Here is a 20,403-nt window from a genome sequence, read left to right on the forward strand (position 1 = left end):
AAATAAGAGCTCCTGCTTTTTCAATGCAATTTTTTATAATTACGACTTTACGTGGAGCGATACAGTCCTAGCTATGTGGGATAGCGCCTTAACGCGGAGAGATAACGACCTAACGAGAAGTGATAGTGTCTTACCTCAATAGGATAATGTCCGAACTAGAATTTCGGTCACTCACCAAAAGCTTCCGGAAGCATTTTAAATCCATCAATCTCCGCATCTTCTTCCACTTCAATCATAATGCAGCGTTTGCCCTTATAGTTGACTTGTTTCACGTATTGCAAATCCTGAGGGCTGATTGCGATGTTAGCTATCTTCGTATTGATTTTGATCGATTTTGATTTGTATTTAGGGACGATGCTGCTTGCTTTCAGCTCATATGTTTCATCATCGGTGATTCTTTGGAAAGCAGTTTTTACTTTTTCACTATCGACTGTTTCACCACTCTGAGTTAACACACGCTCTACGTCCTTATAGTCGAGCTTTGGTGCGGTGTCTTCTTCATTTTCCTCGACGGTACGGTTGATTTCTCCATAGACATTCGCGAGAGTGGAGGGATTGAGTTGATTTCCTACTACATCTTTGATCACTTCTTCAAAAACTGCCTTGTCTTCCTTTGCCGTCATAAACTCTTCTCCGTTTAATACGTCTTCAATAAAGCGGTAGTCAGGTTCATTGGCTTTGCCCGCAGCGTAGAGAATGTGGTTCACATCAGACGCGCCATCTGTGATGCAGGGAAATAGAAATCCTGTCATCGGGTTCTTGAGATCAATGACCGGGTCGACTTCAATCTTGTACTTGAACTCTTTCTCAACATAATCGAATTTTATTTCCTTTTTAGGCTCTTGAGTCTGGTTGATGCTGCAAAGAATAAAAGGATTCGAATAAACGGCGTCCCGTTCACTTTCCTCAGCTTCTTCATTACGGTGTTTCATTGGTTTCATATATTCGGCGCGAATGAAGGTAATGACGACATCCTTTTCATACGGATGGTCTTTGATCATTTTTTCTGTCATCTGCAGCATCTGTTCTTTCCAGTCCTCGATCTCATTACTTAGCAAACCTTTATGTAAAATGAGCTGACTATGATTTTCAGCGTCGCGTTTGAACTTTAATTCAAATAACTTTTCATCGAGCTGGCCCGTCAACACTTTTTTAAAATTATTCATAAAAAGCTCCTGCTGATCTCGGTCGAGCATTTCGAACGGCTGGCTTTGGTGATGGTAGATGTCCGTTGATTCTTTCATGATATATACGTTAAAAATGTCTGAGATCTTCAATAAATCATTGTCTACTTTTAGTTGTCTGCGGATGCCGGCTAAGTCTTTTTTGTCCATCGTTCGTTCACTCCTAAGTTACTCGAATTCGTTCTATGATTCTTTTATTTTAACATAGGCTTCACTTCAGTACGGAGTTACTGACATTAGAGGGGGATAAGTATATGATGTAATATTTTGAATGGATAGATGTAGGGGAAACACAGTCCCCCGCCACCTGGGATTGGTGGAGTTTTAAGGTTAATGTTTCACATGAAGATACTATAGTCTAATGGTTATCAGGTTAAATATGGTAGAATATGTCGCAAGGAAAATTCTTAGATAAGTTAAATGCTTAGTACAATGGAAGAAAAGAGGGATATCAAATCTATGGATATAGAAAACTATCTCATCCTTTTAAAAGGGAAAGACAAAACCGAACAGATCGAGAGTTGGGAGTATCAACGAGGAAAGTGTCTAGTTAAGTTCACTAGTGTTGCATAAATAATATCTGAATGTTCAGAACTTATTCAGATCCATAAAAAAATCCTTTATAATGGTTGGCGCAGGGGTTCCTGTCCAAATCCAATATAAAGGACTCTCACATGGACAAGAATACCGTAAAAACGTCATTTGGTAAATACGTAAACGTAATGAATCTAGAAAATTTAGCTGTCCCTATCCAAGAGATGGACCGGTATACGAAAAAATATTCGTTTGAATCCTATCTCCATTTCATGATTTACGCTCATTTAAACGAAATAGACAGCCTTCGGGCGTTAGAAGATGCGCTGATTAATAAGAATCTTCAAGCTCAGCTGGGTTTTGAAACGCTTAGTGTCTCGCAGTTATCACGAAAGCATCGAGCCATCGATTCAGACATTCTGGCAGCGATTTTCGCTGAACTATCTATGAGAATCAAAGGGAAATCTGGTCCGACTAAATTCGGAAAGCCTCTCTATTTGATAGATTCCTCGACAATCACACTGAATAAGGACCAATTTCCCTGGGCATCTTTTCGAACCACAAAGTCTGGAGTAAAACTTCATTTGAGATTGGTTTTTATGGATGATAACCACCAGTTCCCTGATCAAGCGGTCATCACGCCAGCACTTGAGCACGATAACAATCAACTGGACATCTTAATGGATGAGAAAGATGTCATGTATGTGTTTGACCGCGGCTACATGGACTTTGAACGCTTCGATGAGCTTTGTCGGGAAGGGTATACATTCTTAACCCGAATCAAGAAAAACACTGTCGTGACAGAAGTTGAAGCGTGCCCAGTCGAAGACTCGCCTCGTATTAAATCGGACCGTGTCGTGCGGCTGGGATCTTTTCAAAATATGATGGATGCCGAGATGAGAGTCATCGAAGTTTGGGATACGAAGCATAATCTTCTTCGGCTTACGACCAATGATATGGAAACACCGGCTGAAACCTTAGCTGAAATGTATCGAAATCGTTGGCAGATTGAACTTTTCTTTCGATGGATCAAGCAACACGTCACAATCAAACGTTTTTTCAGCTTTGATGAGGAAGCCGCTCAAAACCAGATTTATATCGCATTGATTACGTTCTGTTTACTAGTTCTACATAGTCAGGAAACTCAATCGAAGTTAAGCCCATTAAAAGTCGCTAGAAGGTTGAAAGCCCTGATATGGCAGTCTTGTCAGGAATGGAAAGAAGCCCTCCGGAGTGTCCCCTGATACAGACGCGATGGCTGTTGTCTCAAGTTTAACTGTATAAAAATACCAAATGGATAGAATCGCCTGTTTAGGTGGATGTTCTCTTTTTTTACTTTAACAGCTAAATATGAGATTACTGAATTTTTGGACTATATTAATGCAACGCTAGTGAGTTAAGTTCAATCATAACAATAAAGTGTATCCCTATAACGAGCAGTATGTCGAGGTATATAATTGTTTAGAAGAGGTGGACGCAAGTAATAGAATTGTGTATGAAAATGACCAGCCAATCTCTAATATACGCAGGATCCTCGATTTTGGTCCCTACATCAAGATTATTTTCAAGAACGGATGTAACGATAAATATGACAGTTCTACCATTAAGTTCGAACAGTCTGCCTTGGCCAATGATACGTCAAGAAAGGTTTTTAAATATCTGAAAGAACTTGCTAACCAAGTAGGTAAAAAAGTGGGTGAAGAGGAGACTTTCTTAGCAAAGCAATTCCAAGGTCTCTCTTTTATTAGTCCTCGTAGTGTTCTTTCTAATTATTTGGAAATGAAGCCTCTAAAAAAAGAAGAACAACCTCCGGCTGTCCTGTTCCCTTTTGGATTTAACAGCAGTCAGAAGTCGGCGGTTGAAAAGGCGATGAAGGATCAGGTGAGTATAATCGAGGGACCTCCTGGGACTGGGAAGACTCAGACGATTTTGAATATCATTGCCAATGCAATTATGAATGATAAGACGGTTGCCGTAACTTCTAATAACAATGCTGCTACTATTAATGTGTATGAGAAGTTGCAAAAACATGGGTTAGAGTTTATAGCTGCATCCCTTGGTAATAAAGAGAACAAAAAGACTTTTTTTGCTGAGCAGAATGGTACATATCCAGCTATGAGTGGTTGGAAGTTGGAGGAAGAAGAGTATCAATCGATTCATGCAATGTTGAGGGGTAAGCAGGACCGTTTGACTCACATGCTTGAAAGAAAGAACAGGCTTGCTTCATTGAAACAGGAACTATCAAACTTGAAAATAGAGTATCAATATTTTTGGGACTATATACCGGCTAAAAGTGTCGAAGGATTAGAATTGAAGACTCTTTTTCGATTGAGTGCAGATAAGATTTTGAATATCCTAGTTAGCTATAAAAAAATGGCCTCGGAAGGAAAGATGAAGGGTCTCAGTAAAATTCGACAGCTGTTTCTTCATGGAATTTATAGTTTCAAAATGTACTCCTATCCGGCAGAGGATGTTGTTACCTTTTTGCAGATGAAGTTTTATGACTTGAAAATGCAAGAGTTAACAGATGAAATGGCTAAAATAGCACAGGATCTCGAGAATTACCATTTTGACAGCGCTATGGAAGAGTACACCGAAGCATCAATGAAACTATTTAAAGCCTCTTTGGCTAAGAAATATGGCTCAAAAAGGGAGAGGGTTCAATTTCAGGAAGATGCACTTTGGAAAAACATTGAACGATTTATCAAAGATTATCCCCTCATTTTAAGTACAACTCATTCTTTACGGAACTGCTCACCAAAGAACTATTTATTCGACTTTGTACTTGTTGATGAAGCTTCGCAAGTGGATATCGTTACAGGCGCTTTGGCTTTATCTTCTGCGAAAAATGCTGTTATTGTTGGGGATCTGAAGCAACTTCCCAATGTAGTTACAAAGGAGGTAAGAAAGGCAGCAGACAAGATTTTTGATTCTTACCAATTGTCATCGTCGTACAATTTTGCAGAGCAAAATTTATTGTCGTCGATGGTGAGCTTATTTTCTGCTATTCCACGAACATTACTAAAAGAGCATTACCGCTGTCATCCGAAGATCATCGGGTTTTGTAATCAAAAATTTTACAACAATGAATTGATTGTACTGAGTGAACGTGAAAAAACGGAAAGTCCGATTAAATTGTATCAAACAGTGGAGGGAAATCACGCGAGAGGAAAGGTCAATCAACGACAGATCGATGTAATCTTCAAAGAGGTTCTTCCGCAGCAAAGAAACAATGAGGAGCAATCGGTCGGTATCGTTGCCCCTTATCGTTCGCAAGCAGATAAACTTCACGCCGAAAATGTAATGCCTGAAATCCAGGCAGACACCGTTCATAAATATCAAGGAAGAGAAAAGGACATGATGATCCTGACGACAGTTTCAAATAAAGTGAAAGCGAAAGATTTCGTCGACGATCCAAATCTCATTAATGTAGCTGTTTCGCGTGCCGTAGAACAACTGGTTGTGGTAGTTGCTAAAGGAAGTGAATCCTGGCATGGTACGAACATCGGTGACTTGGTTAAGTATATCAAATATAATAATTATGAAATCATCCAGAGTGAAATTCGTTCTGTATTCGATCTTCTCTATAGCAGTTATTCAGATAAGCTGCTGAAAGTCATGGCGAGTACTAAGAAAGTGTCCAAATACCAGTCCGAGAATTTGATGAATGCAGTAATTGAAAAGGTCTTGGGGGAAGACGAGTTCACCAGTCTTGACCATGTTCTCCACCAGCCTCTAAAAATGTTGATTAAGGATTCCGGCAAACTAAATGAAGATGAACGAACTTATGCCATGAATATACTGACACATACGGATTTTGTGATTTTTAACAAAATGGATAAAATGCCGGTCTTAGTCGTTGAGGTGGATGGACATGACTACCATGAAAACAATCCGGCCCAGTTAAGTAGAGATGAAATGAAGGATGCTATTCTAAAGAAGTACGGAATTCCAATTGTAAGGATGAAAACAACAGGAAGTGAAGAAGAAACCATTCTCCGCAATAAGCTTAAAGAGCTGTTACGACAAAGCGCAGTATAAATAACGCCTTATCGGAGGGGGATAAAACCCTTAGTCGTGGAGATAGCTCCTTAACGAGAGGCGATAACGTCCTAACTGTTAGCCATAGTGTCCTATCTCAATAAGATACCTCCCTAATGATAAATTTGAAGCTATTCAATTAGGCTTATGGTATATTTTCGAGATTGGGTTTGGCCGAAATTATGGGAGCAACTTTCAGATAGTAATCTTCTAGCTACCTTTGTGGAAGAAACGCATGCAAATTTCCTGAATTGCGGATTGGTGATCTTATCAGCAATAAGCAGTTGATAATCTTGCAATGTTCTTAAGTGAGCATCCTTAGATTTATAGTCGCAATTAATGCAGTACCAATGATCCCGCTTCCGGAGCATTGGATAAGTTCTGCATTCTGCACATTGTACCCCCATGATCAAATCCTCAACAGTTAGGTTGAAACAATCAAGAATAGCTCCTCCTTGATAGGGGGTGTTTTCTTTTTGCATGAGAAGCGCCAAATCAGCTACTTGCTCAGGCGTCCACGTAGCATGACTATAGTGAGCCTTTCTATTTTCAATCATGGTGTATAGTTTCTTGGCACGGATAATTTTGCTTTTTAGTTGTTGTGGATCACGACCATGGGTTTTAATTATAGTGTTTGGGTTTGCCACTACTATGAAAGAATCGATAGGAATAGAAGGAAAGTTGAATTGATTGAGCCAACGAGAGAGTTGAATGGTCTGGTGACCGACTTGTAAGAATGGATCAGGGAAAATATCCTTTTTGCCATTCAGTTCACGAAAAAGCTGACTATGTTCAAGGTCGAATATGAGTTTTCCTTTCAGATTTTTCACTTCAAGGATGAGGATGAATTCGGTGCAGAGGATGAGGGCGTCGATCTGGAAATGCTGTATCCCATCAAAGAGACGAAGGTCTTGAATGATGCGGTATTGCTCTCCGGGAAGGTATTGAAGGTAAAAGTCTGCGGTAGTTTCTCCGAAGTGGCCGGCCGTCTGCTTTAAAAACTGTTCTTGAATATCACCGCGATTTGAATAGTCGGGAGGCAAGCGGTCTAGTAGTCTCTCGAGCCGGAGATGGGGCAATGTCTTGGAGCGTTTTTTCAAATAAGATCATTCCTTTTATTGTTGGTTTTGGGATTCGAAGGTAGAGCGACGTTATCGGAATAGAAGAGAGGCGGGTTGGATAACGACTTAACGTGAAAGGATAACACCCTAGCATGTTTGGATAGCATCCCAACGCTGGGGGATAAGGTCCTAACCCCTGATGATAGCGGCCTATCTCAATTAGATAGTGTCTTAAGGTAGGATTGATCCTTATTTTATTGTTTGTGAAGTTGAAAAACAAGTAATAAGATCCTATTAGGTGTAAAAAAGGAGAGAATTAAATGTTATTGGAGTGTTATTCTATTTAGCGATCATCCTATTGATTGCCTCTATCATAAGATGGATTAGAATGATCAAAATTAATAGCGATATACAAGTCCGTCAGAATGAGAAAATTATAGGTTTGCTTAACAAAATCAAAGAGAAAGAAGATAACTGATTAGCCGATTTTGACATCATGTATTCTTATAATAAAGAGATGGACACAGTTTTATAATAGCAAGCTTATATTGTATAATAGTAGAGATTATCGTAATTAGATTTACATACGACAGGATTATAAAGGAAGATTAATTAATGTCAGAGGAAAATATTACGAGATTACAAATAGGCGAGAAAGAATTGATCTTAATCGGTACTGCCCACGTCTCGAAACACAGTGCGGAGCAGGTGAAGGAAGTCATTGAGGCAGAACAGCCGGACTCCGTTTGTGTGGAACTTGATGAACAGCGTTACCAGTCGATTAAGGATGGAAACAGCTGGAGAGACACGGACATTTTTAAGATAATTAAGGAAAAGAAAGCTACCTTACTGTTAATGAACCTTGCGATCTCTTCCTTCCAGAATCGAATGGCCAAGCAATTTGGCATTAAACCAGGTCAAGAAATGATTCAAGGGATTGAATCAGCTCAGGAAACTGGGGCCGAACTTGTTCTAGCTGATCGTAATATTCAAATTACGTTTGCTCGTATTTGGCGAGGTCTTGGTTTAAAAGGCAAAGCAATGCTGCTTACCCAAGTGGTTGCCAGTATCTTCAGCAAGGAGAGCATTTCTGAAGAAGAACTGGAGAAGATGAAGGAGAAAGATACGATTAATTCTGTCTTGAATGAATTCGCGGAGGCCTTTCCTAAACTGAAGCGGCCTCTTATTGATGAACGAGATCAATTTTTAGCACAAAAAATAAAAGAGGCACCAGGCAAAAAGGTAGTGGCTGTGCTCGGAGCTGCTCATGTTCCTGGTATTAAAGAGGAAATTAAGGAAGAACATGATTTAACGCGCTTAAATGAACTTCCGCCAAAGTCAAAGGCTCCTAAGATCATTGCCTGGACAATTCCTATTATATTAATCGCATTAATTGCTTTCACCTTTAGCGCAGATCCGTCGGCCGGATTGCAACAGACGATCAGCTGGGTATTATGGAATGGGACCTTGTCAGCGATAGGTACCGCGATTGCATTGGGGCACCCGCTTGCGATTCTTACAGCTTTTGTGGCAGCACCGATTACCTCGCTGGATCCGATCACAGCTGCAGGGTGGTTTGCAGGTTTTGTACAAGCGTATTTTGTACGACCAAATGTTGGGGATTTTGAGAGGATTACAGATGATGTTCATAGTGTGAAAGGATTTTGGAGAAATAAAGCCACTCGTATTTTACTCGTTGTCGTGCTGGCGAACCTCGGCAGTTCGCTTGGAACATTCATTGGCGGGGCAGATGTCATTCGATTATTTATTGAAAATATATAATAGAAGATGCACTTGGGGCTAATCTTGTAATTTCACATACAGGTTAGCCCAACTTATTTTGTTACTCTAATTAAATTAAGGTTATAATGCTATTAAAAGTGGAAGTTGATAAGGGGATAAATACCTCAAACTCTCATAGAGGTGTCACGGTTGGGTTGGAGCGGTTATTGTTGTAAAAGATCAAAAGGGAGGATGATATCGATGGATAATTTAGAGAGAAAAATCAATCAAAGTATGGCTAACCTTGAACAGGCTATAACTAGATTAGAAGAAGCACTGTCTGAAGACCAAAGCAATAGTCTCATCGTTGATGGCACAATTCAACGTTTTGAATTTACTATTGAACTATATTGGAAAACCCTCAGAAGACTGTTGCTGTCCGAAGGTATTGAAACAAAGACTCCTAAAGAAACATTAAAATCTGCATATAAAGCTGGCTGGTTACAAGATGAACAGGCATGGTTGCAAATGCTTAAAGATCGTAATGAGACTTCACACACATATAATGAAGAAACAGCGAATCAAATTCTAAGTAATATTAATAGCTACTTTCCAGAAATGTTGTCAACGTTTAAGGTATTAAGAAAGAAATATGAGGATAAATAGAGTGATTCCTATAAGTATAATAGAACAAATTACTATCATTGCTGATAACTTCAATACAATAGACAGGATTCTTTTGTTTGGGTCAAGGGCATATGGAGATCACCAAGAAGATTCGGATATTGACCTTGCTGTAATAGCGCCCAGGATGCCGCAGTTTGAATGGCTTGATTTCTCCGACGAAATTGAAGATAAAGTGGAGACCTTGTTGAGTATTGATCTTATCAAGTGGGAAGGCGCTCCTGAAACTCTGCAGCAAGAAATAAACAATTGCTATCAAATAGTCTATAGTAGAAACTGAACTATTCCCACAAAAAAGAAGAGGCTAACCTTTTGCATGTAAAAGGTTAGCCCCTTCTATTGCCTAGCCAATCATTTTTGTTAATTGAACATTTCTATCTTCTTGTTCACTCTCAGATGATAGATCATACTTTTTCAGAAGATGAAATAAATCATTTAATGTTTCTTGATCGTGTTCTTTTTGCAAAAAGGCATGGAGCCCTTCAACTAAGTGGAGCGGCAAAAACTGTTCCTGACTTTCGAGTTTATTCACCACATCAGCATGTGAATGATTAATATTACATTTCCCCATTCATGGCATCCTTTCTACAAGTTTGATATAAGCGTTTCGACTTCTTCTAGAACAACTTTCCAGGCAGCGGTAGTCGTATCGGTTAACATAAAATGCTCAGCTTCCGGCAGTCCTACATATTTAACAAAATCACCAGCTTCCTGGGCTTCACGGTGATAGTGGTCACTAATGCCGACCGGAACATTGATGTCCAGTGCACCGTGGATCAACACTTGAGGTACATCTAAAGGCAGCAGTTCGATAGGAGAAGCATCATGGTAACGGACAGGTTGTTCTTCAGGAGTGCTTTGAAGCAGCTCGGCAGTCGGATTATTGGGCTCCGCAGATAAAGCTTTTTCCCGAAATTGATGTACGTCATACATGCGCTCCAGATCACTTACACCTGCCAAGCTGATTGCTCCGGAAATCGCCAGGGGATGGTCCGTTGTATGAAGTTCACTGTTCTTGGACAGACAATGGCGGGCTGCGAGCCATAAAGCCAAATGTCCTCCAGCAGAATGACCGATCGTGATAACCCGGTTTAAATCTAGCGGGTATGTATCAGCAAGGGTTGTAAGATAGTCACTAGCATCAGCCGCATCTGTGAGCGTACCCGGCCATGCGCCACCTTCCTGGCCAACACGACGATATTCAATATTCCAAGTCGCTATGCCGTTTGCCGTTAAGTCTTCAGCTACCTGTGTCATGTTATCCAGCCGAAAGGGTTCCCGCCAAAAACCACCGTGAATAACAATAGCGACGGGATGAGGGCCTTCATGGTCAGGAAGGCGTAATTCACCAAATTGATTTTCATTTTCTCCATAAAATATTCTTTTCATAACATCACCTCATTGTTAGTAAGCCTGTATATATTATCGCACATTTCAGAGCAGCTAAGCATCATGAGTATATGGGCCGTCTAATCGTCTTATCCCAGCAAATAATAGCTCCCATAGCGTGATTCTCGAGAGGAGACTGCGAATATAGAGAGCGGTATTCTCCACTACGCATAAAATACTTATAGAGAAAAACAACAAGCTGAAAACTCCTGCGACCCTCTTCAGATCGCAGGAGCATTCTTCTCATGCTTTCGTTTTATAGGAAGTGATATGAGGTTGTAACGTATCATCTGATCCAAATAAAAAGTGTTTTTCCATATTTGGAGAGTAGGTTGAGTTTACTGTGGTGCGTCCAACTGTTTCTGCAACCTCTCTCAGCATGCTCGGGGATGCCCCGCAACACAAGCCAATATAGTTAATACCTGCTTCATGAGCAGTCTTTGCCCACTGGGCCAGCTCGTAACGATTACAATAGAGCGGGTCTAATGAAGTTGGAAATGTCGTCTCTGTGGGAAGATTGCAAGCACAACCCCCATCAGGTAAATTGAAGAAGGTAGGGTGTTCTTCTGTAGTTCGATAGGGAATAGGCAGTGCTCCGACATAACCATCTACCTTATCACGAATTTTCTCTACATAAGGCTGCATAGTGGCTGGACCGCGGAAGCAGTTCATGCCGACAACTAATGCGCCTTGATCTTCTAGTAAGCGACAGGCCTCTTCGACGGTGTAGCCATCTCGGAGAATATTTTCGCCCATGAGTCCGAATGTTATGACAGCGGGTAATCCTTGTTTAGTGATTTCCTCCAAGGCTATTTTAGCTTCCTCATAATAGTAGAAAGTTTCTGCATTTACAAAGTCGACATTTTCGTCCTTGCACCATCCGACCATTTCAGCAAACATATGGCGTACACTGTCTATGGATTGTGGATCTTCAGGGTTAAATAGGTTTGTATTTGAAATATTACCTGCCACCAGCGCTTCTTCTTCTGGATGCTCCTTCGCTACTTCTTTTGCCAGTCGAATAGCCTGTCGGTTTAAAGGCTCTAGTAAATTTTCTTTTCCAATGATGCGCATTTTTTCACGATGTGCATTGTACGTGAAAGCTAGAACGACATCTGAACCTGCTAACATATAATCACGGTAAGTCTGTTTTAAGGCTTGAGGATTTTCAAGTGCGACTTCAGGTACGAACGAGCCTGCCTGTAAATATCCACGCCTTTCAAGTTCAAATAAATATCCTTCCCCGCAAATCACCGGGCCATCCTGCAGCCGCTCTTCTAACGTTCTTTTCATAGTTCAACATCCTTTCCATTTTAATTAATATATATAAATAGGTAAGATGCAGAGTTCATAGGGCACGTAACCTTCGCTGATGGAAGTCTTCCAGGTCACCCCAGTTGCTCTTACAACAAAATACCTTTTTTATTGATAACCTGTGAGGCTGCTTCAAAAGCCTGATCTATATCTTTGATTAAATCGTCTGGATGTTCTAATCCAACGGAGAGTCTTAGCAGCCCATCGGTAATGCCTCTGGTTTCTCTTTCTTTTGCCGGCATAGCTGCATGTGACATGGTGGCAGGACAAGAAAGAATCGATTCGACTGCACCAAGACTTACTGCGAAAACCGGCAGGCGAATATTTTCCACAAATGCTTTGGCAGCAGATTTAGTTGGCAAACGAAAGGATAGGAGGGCACCTGATCCCTTAGATTGTCTGGCATGGATGGGGTATCCATCGTGAAAAGATAAACCAGGATAATAAACGTCTTCCGTCAACGGATGATGATGAAGGTGCAGGGCGATTTTTTCTGCCGTTTCAGAAGAATGTGATAGTCTCGCACCCAGGGTTTTAATGCCCTGGATTAATTGATAAGCATCCTGAACCCCTAAGATTGAACCAAATGAGTTTTGAATAAAAGCTAATTTTTCACCAAGCTCTTTAGTCTTCGTGACGGCTAAACCTGCGATAATGTCACTGTGCCCAGATAAAAACTTGGTGGCACTATGAAGCACAACATCGGCTCCCAGCTCAAGCGGATTCTGGTAAAGAGGTGTCATAAATGTGTTATCAACAAAAGTTAGGCAGTCATTGGCTTTAGCTAATTTAACGACTCCTTCGATGTCGGTAATATTCAGGCATGGGTTTGAAGGTGTCTCAATATAGAGCACTCTCGTGTTTGGCTGGATGGCACTGCACGTTTCGTTAAGGTCGGACATATTTACAAAAGTATGTTCGATATTGTACTTATTGAGTATCTCTGTGATCAGGCGGTAAGTGCCTCCATATACATCTTTCGATACGAGTACATGGTCCCCTGAAGAAAGAAGCATAAAGGCGGCGGAAATAGCTGCCATGCCTGATGCGAAAGCTAACCCTCTTTGACCTCCCTCCAAGTCTGCGATGGTGTCTTCTAATATTTGCCGCGTTGGGTTGCCGGACCTGCTGTAATCATACGGACCAAACTGATCAAAGCTTTTTTGATGGTAGGTGGATGACAAGTAAATTGGAACGTTAACGGCACCTGTGTTATGTTCCGTATGATCATGACTGGCCGAAGAATGAATGAATTTCGTCTCTACTCGATCATTGTAAGCACTCATATATTAAAATTCCTCCTTTTAGGGCTCTTGTCTTTTTTCAATACTTAATGAACGTTAAAATAACGTGCTTCAGGATGGGCAAATACCATGGCCGTGACGGAGGCTTCGGGTTCCATCATGCATTCCTCAGTTAATTCAATCCCGATTTTTTCTGGCCTAATCAATTGAAATAATTTTTTCTGATCGTCTAAATCGGGACAGGCCGGATAGCCGAATGAATATCGTTGCCCTTGATATTTGGCTGAGAAACGTTCTTGCATCGTGAAATCCGTCGGGTCAGGGAATCCCCATTTGTCCCGCAGGAGCTGATGGATGTGTTCGGCTAGACCTTCTGCCGTTTCTAAAGCTAATGCTTGCAACGCGTGGCTCTTCAAATATTCCCCTTGTTGTTTCATCTCTAAAGATCGCTCCCTGATTCCTTTACCGGCCGTAACCGAGAAGAAGCCAACATAGTCCATTTCCCCGCTGGATACGGAGCGCAGATAGTCTGCTAAGCAAAGATACGGCTCCTTGTATTGGCGAGGAAAAGTAAAGCGTTCAAGGATCGTCTTTTGAGCAGCAGGATCGTAAATGATTACGTCATCCCCATCAGATTGGGCGGGAAAGAACTGGTAGAGAGCGGACGGCTGGATCCAGTTTTCTTTTTCAGCCTTCAGCAGTAAATCATCGACAACCTCTTTTAACTGGTGAGCTTTGCTATTTCCATCTTCTAATAGTTTGGAAAATCTGCCTTTTAGCCCCAGGTGATGACCAATCAGCATCTGCATGTTAATAAAAGGTTTAATATGAGCAATGGAATAATCGCGTAAAATATGCTGTTCGAAATCGTGCGGCTGGTAAATCGGGACGGTCTTAGAAACGTTTGATACTGGCTTATCAGCTACGGCTGTGGCTGATTGAACCTTGGTTTGCTCACTTCCTCTCGCAATAGCTTTGGCCTGTTTCTCTTTTTGCTGGTGAATTAACAGCTCTCGCTCCTCCCTTTGACTAAGCTGGTTTGCTAGGCCTAGTCCGTCCATAGCGTCCTTTGCATAAAAGACTGTACCTTCATATTGAGGAGCGATTTTTGTATTCGTAAACTTTCTTGATAAGGCAGCGCCGCCCACCAATATCGGCAGATTTATTCGCTGCTGTTTCAGGTCCTGGGCGGTTAATACCATTTGCTGCGCTGACTTGACGAGCAATCCTGATAATCCAATATAGTCAGGTTTTTCCTCATTAATTTGTTTGATTAGCTCAGGCGGAGTAACTTTGATTCCGAGATCGACTACTTCAAATCCATTGTTGCTTAGAATGATATCTACAAGGTTTTTCCCGATGTCGTGCACATCGCCTTTGACGGTCGCAAGAAGGATTTTCCCTTTTTTATTGGACGTATCATCTTTTTCCATATGAGGTTCAAGAAAAGCAACTGAGGTTTTCATTACCTCAGCGCTTTGCAGAACTTCGGCTACAATAAGCTGATTGTCGTTAAATAGGCGTCCAACTTCAGCCATTCCTTCCATAAGTGGTCCATTGATAATTTTTAAAGGGGCAGGGTACGTTTCCAGCGCCTTTTCAAGGTCGGGGAGTAATCCTTCCTTTGTTCCTTCCACAACATAGTGGGCCAATCGTTCGGGTAAACTCATCGTTGCTGTTGGTACTTTGACTTCCTTTTTCTTACCGCGGTAAAAGGCTGTAAAAGATGCGAGTGTGCCATCAGTCGTTTGAAAAAGCAGGTCATTAGCCTGTTTAATTTCTTTTTCAGCTATAGAAGCAAATCGTTCCAGCTTTTCGGTATTTACAATCGCATAATCAAGTCCAGCTTTTGTGCAATGATAAAGATAGACGGCATTGAGAACTTCCCTTCCAACTGGGGGAAGGCCAAAGGAGACATTACTTACCCCTAAAACGGTTTGGCAATTTGGCAGCTGTTTCTTAATTAAACGAATTCCCTCAATCGTTTCGTTAGCAGAGCCGATGTATTGTTCATCACCAGTTCCGACAGGGAAGACGAGCGGGTCAAAAATAATGTCCGTTTCATCAAGACCGTATTCGTCGACTAAAATATTGCGAGAGCGTTTGGCGATCGCAAGTTTCCTCTCGGCTGTAAGCGCCATTCCTTCTTCATCAATAGTCCCGACGACGACGGCGGCACCGTATTGATGTACGAGTGGAAGGACTTCTTTAAAGCGGTCTTCGCCGTCTTCAAGGTTGATCGAATTGATAATCACTTTTCCCTGCGAGTAGGTGAGCGCTTTTTCGATAACGGCCACATCAGTTGAATCGATGATCAGTGGGACCTTCACTTTATTGATGACTTGTTTCATAAATGCTTCCATATCCTCTACTTCATCGCGATCTGGGTCAGCGAGACAAATATCAATCACCTGGGCGCCTTTCTTCACTTGGGCTCTGGCAATTTCCGAAGCTTCTTCAAATTTTCCTTCTGCGATCAACCGTTTGAATTTGCGGGAGCCGATTACGTTGGTTCTCTCACCAATCAGAATCGGGCGGTCATTTTTATCTTCATAAATAAACGGTTCGATTCCTGAAACAGCGTGCGGATGGGACGAGGGTACCTTTCTAGGTTCGATTTCCTTTATAGCCTCTGCAAGTGCTCTTGTATGATCGGGTGTTGTACCACAGCAGCCGCCTACGACATTCAGCCAACCCTTTTCTGCAAAACCGGCAACCTTTATAGCTAGAGATTCAGGTGTTTCGTGATAATGACCTTCTTCATCAGGAAGCCCGGCATTTGGATAACAACTGACAGAGGTGGTAGCAAGCTCTGAAAGTGAACGAACATGATCGCGCATGAATTCCGGACCAGTTGCACAATTTAACCCGACAACAGCAGGTTTCATATGTTCCAGCGATAAATAAAAAGCTTCGATCGACTGCCCTGCAAGTGTAGTGCCCATCGGTTCGATCGTTCCCGAAATCATCAAAGGAAGTGTTTGCTGGAGTGATGTAAAGGCTCGAGTGATTCCAAGGTAGGCCGCTTTTACATTCAGCATATCCTGGGAAGTCTCTAACAAGAGCAGGTCAACTTCACCTTTGATCAATCCTCTTGCTTGCTCTTCATAGGAATCGGCCAACTTTTCAAAAGTTGTTCCTCCTGTCACGGAGAGGGTTTTGGTCGTTGGTCCCATAGCTCCAGCTACGAAACGGGGACGCCCATCTTTTGAAAAGGTACTGGCCGCCTGTTTAGCGATTTGTGCCGCTTTGTAATTAATCTCTTCTGCTAAGTGACCTAACTCATATTCGTCGAGTACGAGATCAGTTGCTCCAAATGTATTTGTTTCAATGATATCTGCGCCCGCCTCCAGGTATTGAACATGAATGTGCTCAAGCACTTCTGGCGCCGTTATATTCAAGTATTCATTACAACCCTCATAGGATTCTCCCCCAAAATCTTCTGCTTCAAGTCCGGCATTTTGCAGCATTGTTCCCATGGCTCCGTCCAATACAAGAATTCGTTTTGCGAGATGTTGTTCAAATAATGTGGCTCCCATTTACAACCTTCCTTTCCTTGTCTGTTTGTGTTTTCTGCTTAATATAATGAGTGAGTTCTTCTGTGATTTCGTATCGTAAAAAGGGTGTGATTAAATAAATCCCGTTAAAATAATTAATTGCAGCATCAATTAAAGATTTTGCAATGGCGATCCCTTCGGCTTGGGATAGCACGGGGTCGTGGCTGCAAGCTTCCATACGCTGTCTAATCTCCGAAGAGAGCGTAATTCCTGGTACTTCATTGTGCAAAAACTCCGCATTACGCGAGCTGATCAATGGCATGATGCCAATATAAATAGGGGCTGATATATGCTTGGTGGCTTCATAGACTTCTTTCAGCTGCTCTTTACTGTAAACTGGCTGACTGATAAAGTAATCTGCGCCATATTTGATCTTTTTTTCTAAACGGCCAACCGCTCGATTAAGGTTTCGAACATTTGGATTAAAAGCTGCTGCAACGGAGAAATTCGTGTTTATTCCAAGTGATTTTCCAGAGAATGAAATTCCTTTATTCAGTTGTTTGATGTAATGAATCAAATCAAATGAAGACAGGTCATAGACGGATGTAGCGCCAGGAAAATCACCGATTTTAGTCGGATCTCCGGTGATAGCAAGGACCTGGGTGATTCCGAGTGTATGCAGTCCCATCAAGTGGGATTGCAGACCAATCAGGTTTCGGTCGCGGCAGGATATATGGACTAACGGATTGATATCGAATTTTTGCTTGATAATGGAGGCGACGGCTGTATTGCAAATTCTCGGGCTGGCGAGTGAATTATCGGCTAATGTCACTGAATCGACGCCAGCTTCTTGGAGCGCCTGCGCCCCTTTTAAATATCGATCGGTAGAGAGACGCTTCGGTGGATCAAGCTCAACAATAATGGACGGTCTTTGCTCAGCTATTTCGTAAAGGTGTGGACGAGTATCTTTATGCTCTTCAGGGGAAGCCGGAGCCTTTTCCTGAATAGAAATGCTCTTCTGTTCGATTGGCTTGATACCTTTTACTTCGTTCGCAATTGCAGCAATATGCTCGGGTGTCGTTCCGCAGCAGCCCCCTATAAGTCTGGCTCCTTGTTCATAAAGGGCGCGGGCACTTGCTTTAAAATAATTCGCATCTGTTTTGTAAACAAATCTGCCATCTTGGTAAGCTGGCAAGCTAGCATTCGGGTAGGCAGAAAGTACGGCTCTTTCTGGAAGAGGGACACTCTCTAATGCCTGGACCATGTGGTAAGGTCCCAATCTGCAATTGACCCCAATTACATCAGCCCCTGCTTTTTCTATGATTGCTAAAGCTTCAGCAAGGGAGGTGCCTTCCTGAAGTACACCTGGTTCATGCATGGACACTTGGGCGATAATCGGGAGAGTGGTTTCTTTTCTAGCAATTTCTAAAACGGTTATAAGTTCTTCCAGGTCATAAAACGTTTCTAGTAAAATTCCATCAACTTCTTCAAACAACAAACAGTAAAGCTGCTCACGAAAGGTTCGTTTGATTTCTTCCAGGGAGACGGCTTGTTTTTTAATGCCGCGTATTCCTCCGATGGTACCCACTACATAGGTATTGTCTGTTGCTGCTTGTTTAGCTAGTCTGACAGCTGCTGTATTGATTTCTTTTACTTTATCCTCTAACCCATAACGTGCTAGTTTAATATAATTGGCTCCATATGTATTCGTTTGAATAATGTCAGCACCAGCATTAACATACGCCTGGTGAACATACAGGACTTCGTCAGGATGGGAAAGGTTTAACTCCTCAAAGCACTGGTCAATGCCGTAAGAGTAAAGCAATGTTCCCATAGCACCGTCGCCTACTACAGTTTTGTCTTGAAGGGCTTCTCTCAGGTTCATACTGTTCCTCCTGTTCTCAATTAAGGTATGGGATCGATTCCAAATATCTGCTATTTCCCTTGTAATTTATTCAGCGTCTGATCGAGATCCGCGATCAGATCGTCTATACTTTCAATGCCAACTGAAAACCGCAGCAGCCGATTACACACACCATAGTTTTTCCGCTTATCCTCTGGTATGTCGGCGTGAGTCTGAGTTGCTGGATAGGTGATAAAGCTTTCTACTCCGCCGAGACTCTCGGCAAAGGTGATGACTTTCAAGTTTCTTAAAAAAGGATCGATGCAGTGCTCAGCTGCTAGTCGAAAGGAAAGCATTCCGCCTCGACCGGGATAAAAGACGTGTGTAATGGCGTGATGCCGCTCCAGGTATGCAACTACCGCCTTTGCATTTTTTTCGTGCCGCTCCATTCGTAAGGCAAGGGTTTTCATTCCCCGCATGAGCAGCCACGAGTCAAAAGGGGAGAGGACGGCACCGGTGGTATTTTGATGAAGAGCTAATTTTTCACAAATCACAGAGTCCCTTGCGACAAGTAATCCAGCCAAAGTATCGTTATGACCGCCTAAATATTTCGTTGCACTATGGATTACAATATCGGCTCCTTCTCGTAAAGGCTGTTGCAGAAGCGGTGTATATAAGGTGTTATCGACAAGCAGCAGAAGTCCATGTTCTCTAGCCACTCTCGCGATAGCCGGAATATCCGCTACATGCATAAGCGGATTTGTAGGTGTCTCAATGTAAATGGCTTTTGTTTTGTTAGTAATGTATCGTTCTAAATCAGATAGATGCTGGCTGTTACAATAGTGAAATGTCAAACCATATTGAGAGGAAAGATGCTCGAATAAACGATAACTACCGCCATAAAGGTCTTCTGACACAAGGATTTCATCTTGATGGGCGAATAAAGAAAGTGCAGTTTGGATCGCTGCCATTCCTGAACTGAATGCGAATCCCATTTCTCCGTGTTCGATTTCGGCAATGGAACGTTCGAGTATGGCTCTGGTTGGATTACCTGTTCTTGAGTAGTCAAAGCCGGTTGATTCGCCGATGCCAGGGTGCTGATAGGCAGTTGAGAAATAGACAGGTGCATTAATGGTTCCTGTAGCATCCTCATTGTTCTTACCTGTATGAACAAGCTTCGTTTCCGTACGTGAGGTAGTAGACATGATCATTCTCCTTTTAAAAAAATAAAAAAGCCTTCTGTAAGAAGAAGGCTTTAAAATATTTCATGCTTCTCCTTATCTTCCAAGTTTTAAATAACTTGCTGGATTTAGCACCAGTCTGGTTATACCAGTGGTTGCTGAGGCTTCATCGGGCCAGTCCCTACACCTCTCTAGATAAGAATCTTTATGTAATTTTTTGGTATTTTTAATACATTACTTTACATCAATAGACTATTGAGTTCAAGAAAAAATTTATGCATTGTTGCGGAATTCGTCTAAACGTAGTTTATGATTTCTACTAATGATCTAGTACAAGAATTTAAATCATATTCCAAAAGTTGGTTATTCATTTCATGATGTTGCGACTTACATTACACGAAATAAAACAAGGAATCAAGAGTAATTTTCAAAAAAATTTAAATTTTATCATTCCCAACTAAATCACTATGAATAAAGGGTTTTAAGACTTCACAAGTAACAAATTTTAGAAAAATCCCTTTGACAGAAGACAATACTTGTTGTATATTTTCCTGTAACAAAATTAAATCAAATTCTTATCCAGAGGGGTGGAGGGACTTGGCCCGACGAAACCCCGGCAACAGACTAGTCATAGTACTGTGCTAACTCCAACAAGCTATTGGCTTGATAGATAAGAAGAGACGTAATTCGTAACTGAAACCCTCTTCTT

14 protein-coding genes and 2 riboswitches are annotated in these 20,403 nt (G+C 41.7%); of the genes, 5 read left to right on the forward strand and 9 right to left on the reverse strand.

Features of this window, described 5'->3' with window-relative positions; genetic code table 11:
• Window positions 1–167 precede the first annotated feature (167 nt).
• Entirely contained in the window at window positions 168–1,334 is a 1,167-nt protein-coding gene (locus tag G6R08_RS13785; RefSeq protein ID WP_163528706.1) for a DUF4317 domain-containing protein, read from the reverse strand.
• A 524-nt stretch (window positions 1,335–1,858) separates the two neighbouring features.
• Between G6R08_RS13785 and G6R08_RS13790 the strand changes: the two genes are divergently transcribed.
• Window positions 1,859–2,962 carry an IS4 family transposase gene (locus G6R08_RS13790; RefSeq protein WP_163528707.1) on the forward strand — a complete coding sequence of 368 codons (1,104 nt, stop codon included), beginning with the start codon at window positions 1,859–1,861 and terminating at the stop codon, window positions 2,960–2,962.
• Between the two features lie 226 nt (window positions 2,963–3,188).
• Entirely contained in the window at window positions 3,189–5,759 is a 2,571-nt protein-coding gene (locus G6R08_RS13795) for an AAA domain-containing protein (protein ID WP_163528708.1), read from the forward strand.
• A 131-nt stretch (window positions 5,760–5,890) separates the two neighbouring features.
• Here G6R08_RS13795 and G6R08_RS13800 read toward each other — a convergent pair whose 3' ends face one another.
• Window positions 5,891–6,859 (reverse strand): nuclease-related domain-containing protein, encoded by a 969-nt coding sequence (locus G6R08_RS13800; RefSeq protein WP_163528709.1) that lies wholly within the window; start codon window positions 6,857–6,859, stop codon window positions 5,891–5,893.
• Window positions 6,860–7,435: 576 nt separating this feature from the next.
• Here G6R08_RS13800 and G6R08_RS13805 point away from each other — a divergent pair.
• The 3 genes from G6R08_RS13805 to G6R08_RS13815 all read left to right on the forward strand — a co-directional run bounded on the left by G6R08_RS13805 (window position 7,436) and on the right by G6R08_RS13815 (window position 9,506).
• Entirely contained in the window at window positions 7,436–8,602 is a 1,167-nt protein-coding gene (locus G6R08_RS13805) for a TraB/GumN family protein (RefSeq protein WP_163528710.1), read from the forward strand.
• A gap of 201 nt (window positions 8,603–8,803) precedes the next feature.
• Complete coding sequence (locus G6R08_RS13810) at window positions 8,804–9,208, forward strand: HI0074 family nucleotidyltransferase substrate-binding subunit (protein ID WP_163528711.1); 405 nt, start codon at window positions 8,804–8,806, stop codon at window positions 9,206–9,208.
• A gap of 1 nt (window position 9,209) precedes the next feature.
• Window positions 9,210–9,506: a nucleotidyltransferase domain-containing protein gene (locus G6R08_RS13815; protein ID WP_240339720.1), complete on the forward strand. Its 297-nt coding sequence runs from the start codon at window positions 9,210–9,212 to the stop codon at window positions 9,504–9,506.
• Window positions 9,507–9,569: 63 nt separating this feature from the next.
• Here the strand turns inward: G6R08_RS13815 and G6R08_RS13820 are convergent, their stop codons facing one another.
• From G6R08_RS13820 to G6R08_RS13850, 7 genes are all read right to left on the reverse strand, one after another.
• Complete coding sequence (locus G6R08_RS13820) at window positions 9,570–9,797, reverse strand: group-specific protein (protein WP_163528713.1); 228 nt, start codon at window positions 9,795–9,797, stop codon at window positions 9,570–9,572.
• A 14-nt stretch (window positions 9,798–9,811) separates the two neighbouring features.
• On the reverse strand, window positions 9,812–10,615 hold the full coding sequence (locus G6R08_RS13825; RefSeq protein ID WP_163528714.1) for an alpha/beta hydrolase family protein: 804 nt from the start codon (window positions 10,613–10,615) through the stop codon (window positions 9,812–9,814).
• Window positions 10,616–10,858: 243 nt separating this feature from the next.
• Window positions 10,859–11,908 (reverse strand): homocysteine S-methyltransferase family protein, encoded by a 1,050-nt coding sequence (locus G6R08_RS13830; protein ID WP_163528715.1) that lies wholly within the window; start codon window positions 11,906–11,908, stop codon window positions 10,859–10,861.
• 110 nt (window positions 11,909–12,018) lie between these two features.
• A complete protein-coding gene (locus G6R08_RS13835) occupies window positions 12,019–13,215 on the reverse strand; it encodes an aminotransferase class I/II-fold pyridoxal phosphate-dependent enzyme (RefSeq protein WP_163528716.1) in 1,197 nt (398 codons plus the stop codon).
• 44 nt (window positions 13,216–13,259) lie between these two features.
• Window positions 13,260–16,712: a methionine synthase gene (metH, locus tag G6R08_RS13840; RefSeq protein ID WP_163528717.1), complete on the reverse strand. Its 3,453-nt coding sequence runs from the start codon at window positions 16,710–16,712 to the stop codon at window positions 13,260–13,262.
• Entirely contained in the window at window positions 16,693–18,555 is a 1,863-nt protein-coding gene (locus tag G6R08_RS13845) for a bifunctional homocysteine S-methyltransferase/methylenetetrahydrofolate reductase (protein ID WP_163528718.1), read from the reverse strand. Before G6R08_RS13845 ends, metH begins: the two co-directional genes overlap by 20 nt.
• A 50-nt stretch (window positions 18,556–18,605) precedes the next feature.
• On the reverse strand, window positions 18,606–19,718 hold the full coding sequence (locus G6R08_RS13850; protein WP_163528719.1) for a methionine biosynthesis PLP-dependent protein: 1,113 nt from the start codon (window positions 19,716–19,718) through the stop codon (window positions 18,606–18,608).
• A 69-nt stretch (window positions 19,719–19,787) separates the two neighbouring features.
• Window positions 19,788–19,896: riboswitch (SAM riboswitch) on the reverse strand.
• 370 nt (window positions 19,897–20,266) lie between these two features.
• Window positions 20,267–20,371, forward strand: a riboswitch (SAM riboswitch).
• Window positions 20,372–20,403: the final 32 nt, after the last annotated feature.

Source organism: Halobacillus ihumii, from assembly GCF_902726645.1.
GTDB lineage: Bacteria > Bacillota > Bacilli > Bacillales > Halobacillaceae > Halobacillus_A > Halobacillus_A ihumii.

What these genes read in the sequence shown, in the direction of transcription:
- G6R08_RS13850 (WP_163528719.1), bottom strand. Translation starts at nt 19,718, where the DNA reads ATGTCTACTACCTCACGTACGGAAACGAAGCTTGTTCATACAGGTAAG.
- G6R08_RS13785 (WP_163528706.1), bottom strand. Translation starts at nt 1,334, where the DNA reads ATGGACAAAAAAGACTTAGCCGGCATCCGCAGACAACTAAAAGTAGAC.
- G6R08_RS13835 (WP_163528716.1), bottom strand. Translation starts at nt 13,215, where the DNA reads ATGAGTGCTTACAATGATCGAGTAGAGACGAAATTCATTCATTCTTCG.
- G6R08_RS13805 (WP_163528710.1), top strand. Translation starts at nt 7,436, where the DNA reads ATGTCAGAGGAAAATATTACGAGATTACAAATAGGCGAGAAAGAATTG.
- G6R08_RS13830 (WP_163528715.1), bottom strand. Translation starts at nt 11,908, where the DNA reads ATGAAAAGAACGTTAGAAGAGCGGCTGCAGGATGGCCCGGTGATTTGC.
- G6R08_RS13825 (WP_163528714.1), bottom strand. Translation starts at nt 10,615, where the DNA reads ATGAAAAGAATATTTTATGGAGAAAATGAAAATCAATTTGGTGAATTA.
- G6R08_RS13810 (WP_163528711.1), top strand. Translation starts at nt 8,804, where the DNA reads ATGGATAATTTAGAGAGAAAAATCAATCAAAGTATGGCTAACCTTGAA.
- metH (WP_163528717.1), bottom strand. Translation starts at nt 16,712, where the DNA reads ATGGGAGCCACATTATTTGAACAACATCTCGCAAAACGAATTCTTGTA.
- G6R08_RS13845 (WP_163528718.1), bottom strand. Translation starts at nt 18,555, where the DNA reads ATGAACCTGAGAGAAGCCCTTCAAGACAAAACTGTAGTAGGCGACGGT.
- G6R08_RS13820 (WP_163528713.1), bottom strand. Translation starts at nt 9,797, where the DNA reads ATGGGGAAATGTAATATTAATCATTCACATGCTGATGTGGTGAATAAA.
- G6R08_RS13790 (WP_163528707.1), top strand. Translation starts at nt 1,859, where the DNA reads ATGGACAAGAATACCGTAAAAACGTCATTTGGTAAATACGTAAACGTA.